The sequence below is a fragment of the Citrobacter sp. Cpo045 genome (assembly GCF_030332875.1).
In the GTDB taxonomy this organism is placed as follows: domain Bacteria; phylum Pseudomonadota; class Gammaproteobacteria; order Enterobacterales; family Enterobacteriaceae; genus Citrobacter; species Citrobacter portucalensis.
In genome coordinates this window covers 46,552-60,003 of record NZ_JAOWGZ010000086.1, presented here as the reverse complement: position 1 = coordinate 60,003, position 13,452 = coordinate 46,552, and the positions used below count along the sequence as shown (strand labels likewise).

Here is a 13,452-nt window from a genome sequence, read left to right as displayed (position 1 = left end):
TTACCGGATTTATCTTCTTCTCTGGCATGGAGTGAAACAATGTTCGGCATCATTATCTCTGTCATCGTTTTATTAACGATGGGTTACCTGATCCTCAAAAACTACAAACCGCAGGTCGTGCTGGCCGCCGCCGGGATCTTCCTGATGATCTGCGGCGTCTGGCTGGGCTACGGCGCGTTGGTCGCTGACGACAAAAGCAGTGGCTATCTACTGGTCGATATTTACAACGAAATTTTGCGTATGCTCTCCAACCGCGCGGCCGGACTGGGGTTATCAATCATGGCAGTGGGCGGTTATGCCCGTTATATGGACAGAATGGGGGCCAGCAGAGCGATGGTTAGCCTGTTAAGCCGCCCGCTCAAGCTAATCCGTTCACCCTATGTAGTGCTTGCCGCCACCTATGTGATTGGTCAGATCATGGCGCAGTTCATTACCAGCGCATCCGGGTTAGGTATGTTGCTGATGGTGACGCTGTTCCCAACGCTGGTTAGTCTTGGCGTAAGCCGTTTATCCGCTGTTGCGGTCATTGCCACTTCGATGTCGATTGAGTGGGGCATTCTGGAAACCAACTCTATTTTTGCCGCGCAGGTCGCGGGCATGAAAATCGCCACCTATTTCTTTCAATACCAGTTGCCCGTCGCGTCGTGTGTCATTGTCGCCGTCGCCATTGCGCATTTTTTCGTTCAGCGTCAATTTGATAAAAAAGCCGCACCGGAAAGTAACGGATTTGCGGAACAAAAGGCGCTGGAAAACGTACCCCCGCTCTATTACGCCATTTTGCCGGTGATGCCGCTGATCCTGATGCTGGGCTCGCTTGCCCTTGCACAAATGGGGCTAATGAAAGCAGAGTTGAATCTGGTGGTGGTGATGTTAATGAGCATGACGCTGACTATGTTTGTTGAATTCCTGCATAAACATAATCTGCGCGAAACGATGGATGATGTGCAGGCTTTTTTTGACGGCATGGGGACGCAGTTTGCCAACGTTGTCACCCTGGTGGTCGCCGGTGAAATCTTTGCGAAAGGGTTGACGACTATCGGGACTGTCGATGCCGTAATAAAAGGCGCAGAGCATTCCGGTCTTGGCGGTATCGGCGTGATGATCATCATGGCGGTGGTCATCGCCGCCTGCGCAATCGTCATGGGGTCAGGCAACGCGCCGTTTATGTCTTTTGCCAGCCTCATTCCGGATATTGCCGCCGGGCTGCATATTCCTGCGGTAGTAATGATTATGCCGATGCATTTTGCCACTACGCTTGCCCGCGCGGTGTCACCCATAACCGCTGTAATTGTCGTGACATCGGGTATTGCCGGCGTATCGCCCTTTGAAGTGGTAAAACGTACAGCAATCCCGATGGCAGTAGGATTTGTGGTGAATATGGTAGCCACCATCGCGCTGTTTTATTGATACCAAAGCCAGAAAACAGAACAGGCCCCAAAGGGCCTGTTTTTTATTTCACTACTTATTTCACTACGCGCAGCGCTGGACGCCCACCGCGAGGCGGTGGCGGAGTATCATCCGGATCGTTGTCGTCGCCATTATCAGGTTTATCGCCATCAATGACCGACATGACCGTTTCACTCTCAAAACCAGACGCGTCGTTGTCGTCATCATTTAAGCTGGCAACATCTTCGTCGTAGGCGGCTTCCGGTTCAAACATCGTACCGGCGCCATTTTCACGTGCATAAATTGCCAGAACGGCAGCCAACGGCACAGACACCTGACGCGGCACACCACCGAAGCGCGCGTTAAAGCGCACTTCATCGTTAGCCAGTTCCAGGTTGCCCACCGCACGCGGTGCAATATTCAGAACAATTTGCCCGTCACGCGCATATTCCATTGGAACCTGCACGTCCTGGAGCGTCACATCCACCACCAGATGCGGCGTGAGCTGGTTGTCCAGCAACCACTCATAGAACGCGCGCAGCAGATACGGACGGCGTGGTGTTAGCTGTGGCAAATCCATACAGGTTAACCCCGGCCCAGACGCATTTCACGTTCAGGCTCAGTCAGAGAAGCCAGGAAAGAGTCACGTTCGAAGACGCGAGTCATGTACCCTTTCAGTTCTTTCGAACCTGCACCGTTGAATTCAATCCCCAGCTGCGGTAAACGCCACAGCAGCGGCGCCAGGTAGCAGTCTACCAGGCTGAACTCATCGCTCAGGAAGTAAGGTTTCTGGCCAAATACTGGCGCGATTGCCAGCAGTTCTTCGCGCAGACGCTTACGCGCGACTTCGGCTTCAGATGCAGAACCGTTCACGATGACGTTCATCAGCGTGTACCAGTCTTTTTCAATACGCTGCATGTACAGGCGGCTTTCACCACGCGCAACCGGGTAAACCGGCATCAGCGGCGGATGCGGGAAGCGCTCATCCAGGTATTCCATAATGATGCGAGATTCCCACAGGGTCAGCTCACGATCCACCAGTGTCGGTACGCTCTGATTCGGGTTGAGGTCGATCAGATCCTGAGGTGGATTGTCCTTCTCCACATGCTCAATCTCGAAACTAACACCTTTCTCAGCCAGCACAATGCGGACCTGATGGCTATAGATGTCAGTAGGACCAGAAAACAGCGTCATTACCGAACGTTTGTTGGCAGCGACAGCCATGAAAACCTCCAGGTATATTCAGAATTTTTACTGCTACCAGCCACTCAGTGGCCAGCCAGAAGTGATGTCACCCAGACTCGGGAAAGTCATTACTGTTCAAAATACAAACAAAAAATGAACGATACCGGACATTTGGGCAGAAAATTGGATGATAGTTTACCAGATTTTGTGACCTTTGTGGTGAGTCGATTCTTGAAATGGGGAAAAAGAGGTGGCAATCAGCGGATTACCGTGGATCTGAGGCGAGAAATAACGATAAAAAAACCCGCCGAAGCGGGTTTTTTCGCAAATTGTCGTCTGCCGAAGCAGAGTACAATTAACGTTTGGAGAACTGAGGACGACGACGTGCTTTACGCAGACCGACTTTCTTACGTTCAACCTGACGAGCATCACGGGTAACGAAGCCAGCTTTACGCAGTTCGCCACGCAGGGATTCGTCGTACTCCATCAGAGCGCGGGTGATACCGTGACGGATCGCACCAGCCTGACCAGAGATACCACCACCTTTAACAGTGATGTACAGATCCAGTTTCTCAACCATGTCGACCAGTTCCAGCGGCTGACGAACTACCATGCGGGCAGTTTCACGACCGAAGTACTGTTCCAGAGAACGTTGGTTGATTACGATTTTACCACTGCCCGGTTTGATGAAAACGCGAGCTGCGGAACTTTTGCGGCGACCAGTGCCGTAGTATTGATTTTCAGCCATTGCCTATAATCCCGATTAGATGTCAAGAACTTGCGGTTGCTGTGCCGCGTGGTTGTGCTCGTTGCCAGCGTAAACTTTCAGTTTACGGAACATAGCACGACCCAGCGGGCCTTTTGGCAGCATGCCTTTAACCGCGATTTCAAGCACACGCTCAGGACGGCGAGCAATCATCTCTTCAAAGGTCGCTTGTTTGATACCACCGATGTGGCCGGTGTGGTGATAGTACACTTTGTCAGTACGCTTGTTGCCGGTTACAGCAACTTTGTCAGCGTTCAGAACGATGATGTAATCACCGGTATCTACGTGCGGAGTGTATTCCGCTTTGTGCTTACCGCGCAGGCGCAGAGCCAGTTCGGAAGCCAGACGGCCCAGAGTTTTACCGGTCGCGTCAACAACATACCAGTCGCGTTTTACGGTTTCTGGTTTAGCTGTAAAAGTTTTCATTAAAAGCTTACCCAAATAAATAAGTTACACGTTGGTGAACACCCAAACGTTTTGTCAGTTGAGGTTCACACGACATTGTCCAGCAAACCTACCCCTTCGAATAGCCTATGCCGGCGCATAGAAAGTTTTGGGAAAAAAACTCTCTCGTAACGTGGGGTCGCAAGATTATAGAGAAGTCAGGGTCAAAGATCGACCCCTTTATGTGATTTGCGGCAGGTTTAACCGGCTAAATGTTCCCGCTTCAGATACTCTTCGCTTTGCATCTCCTGCAAACGCGACAAACAACGCTGAAATTCAAACTTCAGACGCTCGCCCTGATAAATTTCATAGAGGGGTGATGCCGCACTGACCACCAGCTTGACGTGGCGTTCGTAGAACTCATCCACCAATGCGATAAAGCGTCGCGCTTCACTCTCCATCAGCGGGGTCATGACCGGCACATCAGACAACAGCACCGTGTGAAACAGACGCGACAGCACAATGTAGTCATGCTGACTCCGGGCATCGACGCAGAGCGTGGTAAACGACACCGCCAGCGTTTGGTTTTCGACGGCCAGCGTCTGCATCGGACGATGATTGATCTCCAGCGTTGGCGCATGTTCACCTTTGGTTCCCGCTAATGCCAGCCAAAGCTTATCCATCTGCTGGCGGGTTTCCTCATTCAATGGCGACAACCACAAATGCGCCTGCGTTAAGGTGCGCAGACGATAATCGACGCCGGCATCGACATTCATGATGTCGCAATGCTGTTTGATCGCATCAATGGCAGGAAGAAAACGCGTGCGTTGCAAACCGTTGCGATATAGCTCATCTGGCGGAATATTGGAGGTCGCCACCAGCGTAATACCGCGGGCAAACAGCGCTTTCATCAGGCCGCCGAGCAGCATGGCGTCGGTGATATCAGAAACAAAAAATTCGTCGAAGCACAGCACGTCGGTTTCGGCCTTAAAGCGGTCGGCGATGATTTCCAGCGGATCGCTCTGCCCCTGTAAGGCAGTAAGCTCTTCATGCACGCGCAGCATAAAACGGTGAAAGTGCAAACGCTGTTTACGTTCGCCCGGCAGGCTATGGTAGAACAGATCCATCAGCCAGGTTTTTCCGCGCCCAACTCCGCCCCACATATATAAACCACGCACCGGCGCGTTGATCGGTGACTCACGCTTGCCCAGCAACTTACCAAAACGCGCCATCAGTCCACTCTCCTGCGGCGCAGGACGTGCTGGCGTCGTAAGCGCCTGGAAAATGGTTTCCAGTCGATTCACGGCTTCGAGTTGTACGTTGTCGGGTTGATGACTGCCGTCGTTGAGGGCTTGCTGGTAACGCGATGTAGGGGAAAAGCTTTGCATGATGTTATTGTTATTCCTTGAGAATCGATGTGCCGTCGCTCACGGTTGACGAAAAAAAGGCCGTTCTACATTACGTGATATAAACACGGGATTCCACTTCTACGGGATTAGCGGTTATAGTGGCATAATCAGGCGCAGGCATGGAGCCTAAAGCCAACACCCTACGGAAACACAAGACAACGGGAGATGTTCATGACCTGGGAATATGCGCTAATTGGGTTAGTCGTCGGTATCATTATTGGTGCTGTAGCCATGCGTTTTGGTAATCGTAAATTACGCCAACAGCAGGCATTGCAGTACGAACTGGAAAAAAATAAAGCTGAGCTGGAAGAGTACCGCGAAGAGCTTGTGAGCCACTTTGCCCGCAGCGCTGAATTGCTGGATAACATGGCGGACGATTATCGTCAGATTTACCAGCACATGGCGAAAAGCTCCAGCAACCTGCTGCCGGGTATGTCTCCGGAAAACAACCCGTTCCGTAACCGTCTGGCAGAGTCTGAAGCAGGCAACGATCAGGCGCCGGTTCAGATGCCACGCGACTATTCTGAAGGGGCATCCGGCCTGCTGCGTAGCGGCGCAAAGCGCGACTAACCGCACATCGTTAAGAAATTTATTGGGCGCAGCAATTGCGCCCTCCGCTTCTCTTCCTGTCCCAGCTATTATTTAGTCGTTAGCCGCATTGTGACCTAACCGAAAATTCAATAACATCAACCTGTTTTGAATCATCTTCCGTTTACTCAAGGTACGAGAGCAGGATCCATGAAAAAACAAACCCAGCTGTTGAGTGCATTAGCGTTAAGTGTCGGGTTAACTCTCTCGGCGCCATTCCCGGCCGCAGCGTCTATCCCCGGCCAGGTTCCCGGTCAGGCTGCGCTTCCCAGCCTCGCTCCGATGCTGGAGAAAGTGTTACCTGCCGTGGTGAGCGTAAGGGTTGAAGGCACCGCCACTCAGGGGCAGAAAGTCCCGGAAGAGTTCAAAAAGTTTTTTGGTGACGAACTTCCCGATCAACCGTCACAACCCTTTGAAGGGCTGGGCTCAGGGGTCATCATTGACGCAGCCAAAGGCTACGTTCTGACCAATAACCACGTTATTAATCAGGCGCAAAAAATCAGCGTTCAGCTTAATGATGGCCGTGAGTTCGACGCTAAGCTTATCGGCAGCGACGATCAGAGCGATATCGCACTGCTACAAATTCAGCACCCCAGCAACCTGACGCAAATTGCCATTGCTGACTCCGACAAACTCCGCGTGGGTGATTTCGCGGTGGCTGTGGGTAACCCGTTCGGTTTGGGTCAAACAGCCACCTCCGGCATTGTATCTGCCTTGGGTCGCAGTGGGTTGAACCTGGAAGGTCTGGAAAACTTTATTCAGACTGATGCCTCTATCAACCGCGGTAACTCCGGCGGCGCATTGCTCAACCTGAACGGTGAGCTGATCGGTATTAACACCGCGATTCTGGCCCCCGGCGGCGGCAGCATCGGGATTGGTTTTGCAATACCGAGCAACATGGCGCGCACGCTGGCACAGCAGCTGATGCAATTTGGTGAAATCAAACGCGGTCTGTTGGGTATCAAAGGCACCGAAATGACCTCGGATATCGCCAAAGCGTTCAAACTGGACGTACAGCGTGGCGCGTTTGTCAGTGAGGTTCTACCTAACTCCGGCTCCGCAAAAGCGGGAGTGAAATCTGGTGACGTCATTACCAGCCTCAACGGTAAACCGCTCAACAGCTTCGCCGAACTGCGTTCACGCATTGCAACAACTGAACCTGGGACCAAGGTCAAACTGGGCCTGCTGCGTAACGGTAAACCGCTGGAGGTTGAAGTCACCCTCGATACCAGCACATCATCGTCCGCCAGCGCAGAGATGATTGCGCCTGCGTTGCAAGGGGCTACGCTCAGCGACGGTCAGTTAAAAGACGGCACCAAAGGCATCAGAATTGATAACGTAGAAAAAAGCAGCCCTGCCGCACAGGCCGGTCTGCATAAAGATGACGTTATCATTGGCGTTAACCGCGATCGCGTAAACTCAATCGCCGAAATGCGAAAAGTGCTGGAAGCGAAACCGTCGATCATTGCTCTGCAGGTGGTGCGCGGTAACGAGAGTATTTACCTGCTCCTGCGTTAACGCATGCAACCGGACATCAGCCCCTCGTGTGATGTCCGGCAAACTCGTGATATGCTGCTGCCGTTCCCTCTATTAATGACGCCGCCATCATGTTTGTGAAGCTTTTACGTTCGGTCGCGATTGGTTTAATCGTCGGCGCCATCCTGCTGGCCGCGATGCCCTCTCTGCGAAAAATTAATACGCTTACCGCACCACAGTTCGACAGTGCAGATGAAACGCCTGCCAGCTATAACTCGGCGGTTCGCCGCGCAGCGCCTGCCGTTGTGAACGTTTATAACCGCAGTATGAACAGTACCGCGCACAACCAGCTTGAGATCCGCACGCTCGGCTCAGGCGTTATCATGGATCAGCGCGGCTATATCATTACCAATAAGCACGTCATTAACGATGCCGACCAAATCATCGTCGCATTGCAGGACGGCCGCGTATTTGAAGCGCTGCTTGTGGGGTCTGATACGTTAACCGACCTTGCGGTGCTGAAAATCAACGCCACTGGCGGGCTGCCAACAATCCCAATTAATAACAAACGCGTGCCGCACATTGGTGACGTGGTACTCGCCATCGGTAACCCGTACAACCTTGGGCAAACCATCACTCAGGGGATTATCAGCGCCACCGGTCGAATTGGCCTGAACCCGACAGGACGGCAAAACTTCCTGCAAACAGATGCTTCCATCAACCACGGAAACTCCGGCGGTGCGCTGGTCAACTCACTGGGTGAATTGATGGGGATTAACACGCTGTCATTTGATAAGAGCAACGATGGCGAAACCCCGGAAGGGATCGGCTTTGCCATTCCGTTTCAGTTGGCGACCAAAATCATGGATAAGCTGATTCGTGACGGGCGCGTGATTCGTGGCTACATCGGCATCAGCGGTCGCGAAATTGCACCACTGCACGCTCAGGGCGGCGGGATGGATCAAATTCAGGGGATTGTGGTTAACGAAGTTTCCCCGGATGGTCCGGCAGCGCAGGCGGGCATTCAGGTTAACGATCTGATTATCTCGGTCAATAACAAACCGGCGGTGTCTGCGCTGGAAACGATGGACCAGGTGGCAGAGATTCGACCAGGTTCAGTTATCTCCGTTGTCGTGATGCGTGATGACAAACAGTTGACGCTGCAGGTAACGATCCAGGAATACCCGGCCACCAATTAACGTCACGTCTGGCGGCCTACTGACCATAAAAAAACCGGAGCATGTTGGCTCCGGTTTTTATTAGGCGATATCGTAGAAAGTTAGTACGTAATGCCTGATGGCGCTACGCTTATCAGGCCTACAAATACACGCAGGCCTTTCTTCGCGTTACTTAACGAACTCTTCGCCCAGAGTAATATCTTTTTTCAGCGTATCCAGCATGCCTTCCAGCGAGCTTTGTTCAAACGCGCTCAGCTTGCCGATAGACTGACGCTCTTCTACGCCGTTTTTACCCAGCAGCAGCGGCTGAGAGAAGAAACGAGCATACTGGCCGTCGCCTTCAACGTAAGCACATTCAACCACACCTTTTTCGCCGCTCAATGCGCGAACCAGGGACAGGCCGAAACGTGCAGCAGCCTGACCCATAGACAGGGTTGCAGAACCGCCACCGGCTTTGGCTTCCACAACTTCAGTACCCGCATTCTGGATACGTTTAGTCAGGTCAGCTGCTTCTTGTTCGGTGAAGCTTACGCCAGGAATTTGTGACAGCAGTGGCAGGATGGTCACGCCAGAATGGCCGCCAATAACCGGAACTTCAACGTCGCCTGGTTGTTTGCCTTTCAGTTCCGCAACAAAGGTGTTGGAGCGGATGATGTCCAGCGTGGTCACGCCAAACAGTTTGTTCTTATCGTATACGCCTGCTTTTTTCAGCACTTCTGCAGCGATGGCAACGGTAGTATTCACCGGGTTGGTGATGATACCGATACACGCTTTCGGGCAGGTTTTAGCAACTTGCTGCACCAGGTTCTTCACGATTCCGGCGTTGACGTTGAACAGGTCGGAACGATCCATACCCGGTTTACGTGCGACACCCGCAGAGATCAGTACCACATCAGCACCTTCCAGTGCAGGGGTAGCATCTTCACCGCTGAAGCCTTTGATTTTCACAGCAGTAGGGATATGGCTCAAATCAACGGCCACACCAGGTGTTACTGGAGCGATGTCGTACAGGGAGAGTTCTGAACCTGAAGGCAGTTGGGTTTTTAACAGTAATGCTAGCGCCTGACCGATACCACCAGCAGCGCCGAGGACTGCAACTTTCATCCTAAACTCCTTATTATATTGATAAGCAAAATGTCTATTGCTCCGCGGCGGCGACCTTAATTCACAAATCCAATGAATACAACAACCACGCGTCAAGAATGCGTAGTCACGCAAATTTGGCTTTTATGCATTTAACTTACGTAAAATAAAACCTAAGTTACGTAATTCAAAACCACCCACACAGTAGAGCAACTTTCCAACAGGTGCTGACAATATACCCTACCCGCCTCTCAAAACAACATCAATTTGATAACATTTAATTTACTTTTAACCTTATTTGCGAGCCGTGACACAGGCATGTTTCTTGATAACGAAATTTGATAAAATTCCGCTCTTTCATAACATTATTTCAGCCTTGAACAAGGCAGACTGTTTGCATAAAAATTCATCTGTATGCACAATAATGTTGTTTCTACCGCCATATTACGGGTGACTTATGCGAAGCTCGGCAAAACAAGAAGAATTAGTAAAGGCGTTTAAAGCGCTACTTAAAGAAGAAAAGTTCAGCTCTCAAGGCGAAATCGTCCTCGCGTTGCAGGATCAGGGCTTTGATAATATCAATCAGTCCAAGGTTTCACGCATGCTGACCAAATTTGGCGCCGTGCGTACCCGCAATGCGAAAATGGAAATGGTGTACTGCCTTCCGGCGGAACTGGGCGTACCCACGACCTCCAGTCCGCTGAAAAATCTGGTGCTGGATATCGACTATAACGATGCGGTCGTGGTTATTCATACCAGCCCTGGCGCTGCTCAGTTGATTGCACGTCTGCTGGACTCATTGGGGAAAGCGGAAGGTATCCTGGGTACGATTGCCGGTGACGATACCATCTTCACCACCCCAGCTAAGGGTTTTACGGTAAAAGATCTGTACGAAGCCATTCTGGAACTGTTCGAACAAGAACTGTAATACCACCTCCCCGTCGCCTCGCGGCGGGGGAAAACACTCTCTTTTCATCCCCCTCCTTCTCTTTTCCACTGCTATTGATTTAACAAATGGTGCGTTTAACCATCAAAATACATTCACATGGTGAATGTGCAGCCTTAAAAACGCACATTTTGCAAAATAAAGTATCTACATGATTTAATTAAATTTATTTTGTGTAAGCTGTTTGAAATGCTCTTTTTAATTCCATTGAGTTATAAAAAATCATTTTCTTAACACTCAAAACCCAATGAAACAATTAGCGTGGTATTAATTTATCGGGTGATTAGTGTATACTTGATTTTGTGATGAGGGTCACGAAACACAGACCCCAATAAAAGAATTCGACGAGGTAAATATCATGAAAATCAAAACTACTATTGCAACCTTAAGCCTTCTTTCTGTTCTCTCCTTCGGTGCAAGCGCCGCGGTTACTCAGGTGAACTCACAAGAAGCACAGAATCTGCAATCCATCGGTAGCGTCTCCGTCTCTCAGATCGGTAGTTCACCAATGGACATGCGTCAGGCCATCGCCGCTAAAGCTGAAAAAGCAGGCGCCAGCAGCTATCGCGTCACCGAACTCCGTGAAGGTGCTCACTGGCACGCTACTGCAGAACTCTACAAATAAACCCTCGTCGTCTAAGTCCGACGACTTGCCCCCGCCTGCCGGGGGCTTTTTTATGTCTTACATTGAGTGACGAACGTTAAAACGCAACTGCCCTTCCAGCTCTTCTTCCGCTTCATCGAACAGTAAAATCAACGCGCCGTATCGCCTGCGCAGCTTGTCCGGTAAATGGACAAATTCAATCTCCAGCGGCAGCGGCAAGACTTCCCCGATCACCACCTCCCACAGAGAATCCAAATCAACAACCTTTTCCCGGGCCAGACCGAATGTGCGCGTGAACTCGCGGTAGAAATCGCCCTGATCTTCTATCTCGTCAAAATCAAATGTATAGATGTTCATCTATAGCCACCATCCCGACGCCAGCTACTCTACAGACCGCCAATATCCAGGGGTCTCTCGCATTTTCAGGTAAGTATAGCCATAAAAAAACCGACGCTTTTAGCGTCGGTTTACAACTCTTAATTACTGACCAGCGCATGCTGGTATTTGTGCAGCATCCCACTGAGTCGTTTTACCGGCTCGGTCACCTGCGGCGGTGCTTGCCAGATAATTAATTTCTCCTGGTAGACCTCAAGCTCCTCCAGTAACTGGCTAAAGTAGCGTCGGCGCTTGTCGTCATTTCCTGCTGAAATTACGTGATCGGCAGTACGACGAAGCTGACGATGGAATGCGGATAGATCCTCGTTTACCGGTACCGGTGCATCACGCAGGCGCTGGTGCGCGATGATCATCGTCAGCGCCAGGCGAAACTTCGCCAGATCACCGGGAAACTTGTTCATCAGCAAAAACAGCTGCTGATAAAGTGCCGGAAGATGATTTTCTTTACGACGGACTACATTGGTGGTCATTGCTGAAACCGCCGCCGAAACAAACTGGTTGAGCAATACGCGGCCTGTTCTGTCACGAGAGTTATCACGCACCAGCAGAATGACGATAAACGCCAACACGCAGCCAACAATCTGCCCCAGCGCACTATCAAGGAACTGGCTAAAGTGGAAGGTCATCGGGTTATCCAGCACAATGATATTAATGGTGCTGGCCAGCGCCCCCATCGATCCCAACCGTCGTTTCTGTACCTCAATCCCCAGAAAGAATCCCAGCACCGCCAGGCTCAGGCACAGTAACAGCATGCTTTGTTGCGTATTAGGGATAATCACCAGGAAATAGAGCGCTCCGAGCGGTAACGCTGCCAACGTCCCATAGATAAAGTCTATCGCCACCATGCGAGGATTTGGCAAACGCATTGCCAGCGAGGTGACGACCGCAATCATCACCATTGCACCGCTGCCGGAGGTCCATCCGGTCCATAGCCAGAATAAGGTCCCCAGCACACAAGAAAGCGTGGTGCGCCAGAAGTTAACCATCGCATGATGACGCTCGGCAGACTCCACTTTCACCACCGGCTCACCTTGCAGGATCTCTTCTTCCGTAGCGCTAATCTTGGTATTACTCACCACACCACGTTTGAGCAGCAGGTAGCGCGTCGCCGCACCTGCCCAGCTATAAATCGTTACCGGTGTTTCACGTTCGCCAGTCCAGACAATAACCCGACGCATCCGCTTCAACTGTTTGTGGACATCCTGCACCGTTTCAACCGGCGTATCGAACAACTCGCGGAAGGTGTCGGTGATAAGTTCCGGGCGGGTATTTTGAATAAGGTAAGTTTCACAGGACTGAGTAATGAGCGTGAGCGACAGCGTGTTTAATGCTTTGAGTCTGCGATTAGCACGCACCCAGCGTGAAGACTCCATATTCAGGTTGCTGCGCATGCCTTCCAGCGCTGCCGTTCGACGGACTAAATCGCCCCAGGCTTTATCCACAACCTCGCTGTCGCCGTGCTTAATGCACAACTGCATCAGTTGATATTGCGCCACCAGCAGGCTGTCCAGCTCAACATCAATCTCTTGTTTTATCGAACGGGGAGAGAAAAGTAGATCGGCCACAATGGCACAGACAATCCCCATCACAATTTCACTGCAACGTTCGAGCGCAAATTGCGGCGTCAGCAGCGGTTCGGCCTGAATGGTAATGACGATGATCAGCGCCGTATAGCCCGAAAGCCCCCAGGCATAGGAGTTCTCGATCTTCACCAGTGACGAGATCCAGGTACAAAATCCGGCCCAGATACAGCACACCAGGATCATCAATAACGGAGCGCAGATCATACTGATGATAATGATCAGTCCGGCAATACAACCGATAAATGTCCCGACAATACGCAGCATGCCGCGATAGCGAATAGCCCCTGAATAGGGTTCCCCACCGGCAGCAAAGGCCGGGCCTGCCGCCACAATGGCTGCAGTCAGCACCGCCCAACGCGGAGTCTCAAGTTGGAAGTGAAAACCAACGAACAGCGCCAGTACAATCGCGCACGCCAGTTTTACCGCAAAGCGGATATGCTGATTGGCAATGGAGAAAATACCCATCGC

General features: G+C 51.4%; 14 protein-coding genes. 6 read left to right on the top strand and 8 right to left on the bottom strand.

Annotation, left to right across the window (positions count from 1 at the left end; all coding sequences use genetic code 11):
- Positions 1 to 39 precede the first annotated feature (39 nt).
- Complete coding sequence (gene dcuC / locus OGY13_RS06850) at positions 40 to 1,407, top strand: anaerobic C4-dicarboxylate transporter DcuC (RefSeq protein ID WP_204192247.1); 1,368 nt, start codon at positions 40 to 42, stop codon at positions 1,405 to 1,407.
- A gap of 55 nt (positions 1,408 to 1,462) precedes the next feature.
- On the opposite strand, the gene sspB is transcribed toward dcuC, so the two are convergent.
- From sspB to zapE, 5 genes are all read right to left on the bottom strand, one after another.
- Complete coding sequence (gene sspB, locus OGY13_RS06845) at positions 1,463 to 1,966, bottom strand: ClpXP protease specificity-enhancing factor (protein ID WP_003025130.1); 504 nt, start codon at positions 1,964 to 1,966, stop codon at positions 1,463 to 1,465.
- Between the two features lie 5 nt (positions 1,967 to 1,971).
- Entirely contained in the window at positions 1,972 to 2,610 is a 639-nt protein-coding gene (sspA, locus tag OGY13_RS06840) for a stringent starvation protein SspA (protein WP_003025132.1), read from the bottom strand.
- Between the two features lie 316 nt (positions 2,611 to 2,926).
- A complete protein-coding gene (rpsI, locus tag OGY13_RS06835) occupies positions 2,927 to 3,319 on the bottom strand; it encodes a 30S ribosomal protein S9 (RefSeq protein ID WP_003025138.1) in 393 nt (130 codons plus the stop codon).
- A gap of 15 nt (positions 3,320 to 3,334) precedes the next feature.
- A complete protein-coding gene (gene rplM / locus OGY13_RS06830) occupies positions 3,335 to 3,763 on the bottom strand; it encodes a 50S ribosomal protein L13 (protein ID WP_003025141.1) in 429 nt (142 codons plus the stop codon).
- Positions 3,764 to 3,981: 218 nt separating this feature from the next.
- On the bottom strand, positions 3,982 to 5,109 hold the full coding sequence (zapE, locus tag OGY13_RS06825; protein ID WP_204192246.1) for a cell division protein ZapE: 1,128 nt from the start codon (positions 5,107 to 5,109) through the stop codon (positions 3,982 to 3,984).
- A 192-nt stretch (positions 5,110 to 5,301) separates the two neighbouring features.
- Between zapE and zapG the strand changes: the two genes are divergently transcribed.
- The 3 genes from zapG to degS all read left to right on the top strand — a co-directional run bounded on the left by zapG (position 5,302) and on the right by degS (position 8,393).
- Positions 5,302 to 5,700, top strand: coding sequence for a Z-ring associated protein ZapG (gene zapG, locus OGY13_RS06820; RefSeq protein ID WP_003025147.1), 399 nt, complete (start codon positions 5,302 to 5,304; stop codon positions 5,698 to 5,700).
- A gap of 168 nt (positions 5,701 to 5,868) precedes the next feature.
- Positions 5,869 to 7,236, top strand: a complete 1,368-nt coding sequence (gene degQ, locus OGY13_RS06815) for a serine endoprotease DegQ (RefSeq protein ID WP_008785951.1) — start codon at positions 5,869 to 5,871, stop codon at positions 7,234 to 7,236.
- 89 nt (positions 7,237 to 7,325) lie between these two features.
- The gene (gene degS, locus OGY13_RS06810; protein ID WP_032945146.1) at positions 7,326 to 8,393 is read left to right on the top strand and encodes an outer membrane-stress sensor serine endopeptidase DegS; all 1,068 of its coding nucleotides are present in this window, start codon (positions 7,326 to 7,328) and stop codon (positions 8,391 to 8,393) included.
- A gap of 147 nt (positions 8,394 to 8,540) precedes the next feature.
- On the opposite strand, the gene mdh is transcribed toward degS, so the two are convergent.
- The gene (gene mdh / locus OGY13_RS06805) at positions 8,541 to 9,476 is read right to left on the bottom strand and encodes a malate dehydrogenase (protein WP_008785953.1); all 936 of its coding nucleotides are present in this window, start codon (positions 9,474 to 9,476) and stop codon (positions 8,541 to 8,543) included.
- Between the two features lie 436 nt (positions 9,477 to 9,912).
- On the opposite strand from mdh, the gene argR reads away from it, so the two are divergent.
- Positions 9,913 to 10,383: a transcriptional regulator ArgR gene (argR, locus tag OGY13_RS06800; protein ID WP_003025162.1), complete on the top strand. Its 471-nt coding sequence runs from the start codon at positions 9,913 to 9,915 to the stop codon at positions 10,381 to 10,383.
- 376 nt (positions 10,384 to 10,759) lie between these two features.
- Positions 10,760 to 11,026: a peroxide/acid stress response protein YhcN gene (gene yhcN, locus OGY13_RS06795; protein WP_003828812.1), complete on the top strand. Its 267-nt coding sequence runs from the start codon at positions 10,760 to 10,762 to the stop codon at positions 11,024 to 11,026.
- A gap of 57 nt (positions 11,027 to 11,083) precedes the next feature.
- On the opposite strand, the gene OGY13_RS06790 is transcribed toward yhcN, so the two are convergent.
- On the bottom strand, positions 11,084 to 11,362 hold the full coding sequence (locus tag OGY13_RS06790; protein ID WP_003025168.1) for a barstar family protein: 279 nt from the start codon (positions 11,360 to 11,362) through the stop codon (positions 11,084 to 11,086).
- Positions 11,363 to 11,481: 119 nt separating this feature from the next.
- Complete coding sequence (aaeB, locus tag OGY13_RS06785) at positions 11,482 to 13,449, bottom strand: p-hydroxybenzoic acid efflux pump subunit AaeB (protein WP_213752420.1); 1,968 nt, start codon at positions 13,447 to 13,449, stop codon at positions 11,482 to 11,484.
- Positions 13,450 to 13,452 lie beyond the last annotated feature (3 nt).

Bases quoted from the DNA above. Each gene is read 5' to 3' on its own strand.
- zapG (WP_003025147.1), top strand. From the start codon at position 5,302: ATGACCTGGGAATATGCGCTAATTGGGTTAGTCGTCGGTATCATTATT.
- rplM (WP_003025141.1), bottom strand. From the start codon at position 3,763: ATGAAAACTTTTACAGCTAAACCAGAAACCGTAAAACGCGACTGGTAT.
- dcuC (WP_204192247.1), top strand. From the start codon at position 40: ATGTTCGGCATCATTATCTCTGTCATCGTTTTATTAACGATGGGTTAC.
- sspA (WP_003025132.1), bottom strand. From the start codon at position 2,610: ATGGCTGTCGCTGCCAACAAACGTTCGGTAATGACGCTGTTTTCTGGT.
- degS (WP_032945146.1), top strand. From the start codon at position 7,326: ATGTTTGTGAAGCTTTTACGTTCGGTCGCGATTGGTTTAATCGTCGGC.
- rpsI (WP_003025138.1), bottom strand. From the start codon at position 3,319: ATGGCTGAAAATCAATACTACGGCACTGGTCGCCGCAAAAGTTCCGCA.
- argR (WP_003025162.1), top strand. From the start codon at position 9,913: ATGCGAAGCTCGGCAAAACAAGAAGAATTAGTAAAGGCGTTTAAAGCG.
- zapE (WP_204192246.1), bottom strand. From the start codon at position 5,109: ATGCAAAGCTTTTCCCCTACATCGCGTTACCAGCAAGCCCTCAACGAC.
- OGY13_RS06790 (WP_003025168.1), bottom strand. From the start codon at position 11,362: ATGAACATCTATACATTTGATTTTGACGAGATAGAAGATCAGGGCGAT.
- mdh (WP_008785953.1), bottom strand. From the start codon at position 9,476: ATGAAAGTTGCAGTCCTCGGCGCTGCTGGTGGTATCGGTCAGGCGCTA.
- sspB (WP_003025130.1), bottom strand. From the start codon at position 1,966: ATGGATTTGCCACAGCTAACACCACGCCGTCCGTATCTGCTGCGCGCG.
- yhcN (WP_003828812.1), top strand. From the start codon at position 10,760: ATGAAAATCAAAACTACTATTGCAACCTTAAGCCTTCTTTCTGTTCTC.
- aaeB (WP_213752420.1), bottom strand. From the start codon at position 13,449: ATGGGTATTTTCTCCATTGCCAATCAGCATATCCGCTTTGCGGTAAAA.
- degQ (WP_008785951.1), top strand. From the start codon at position 5,869: ATGAAAAAACAAACCCAGCTGTTGAGTGCATTAGCGTTAAGTGTCGGG.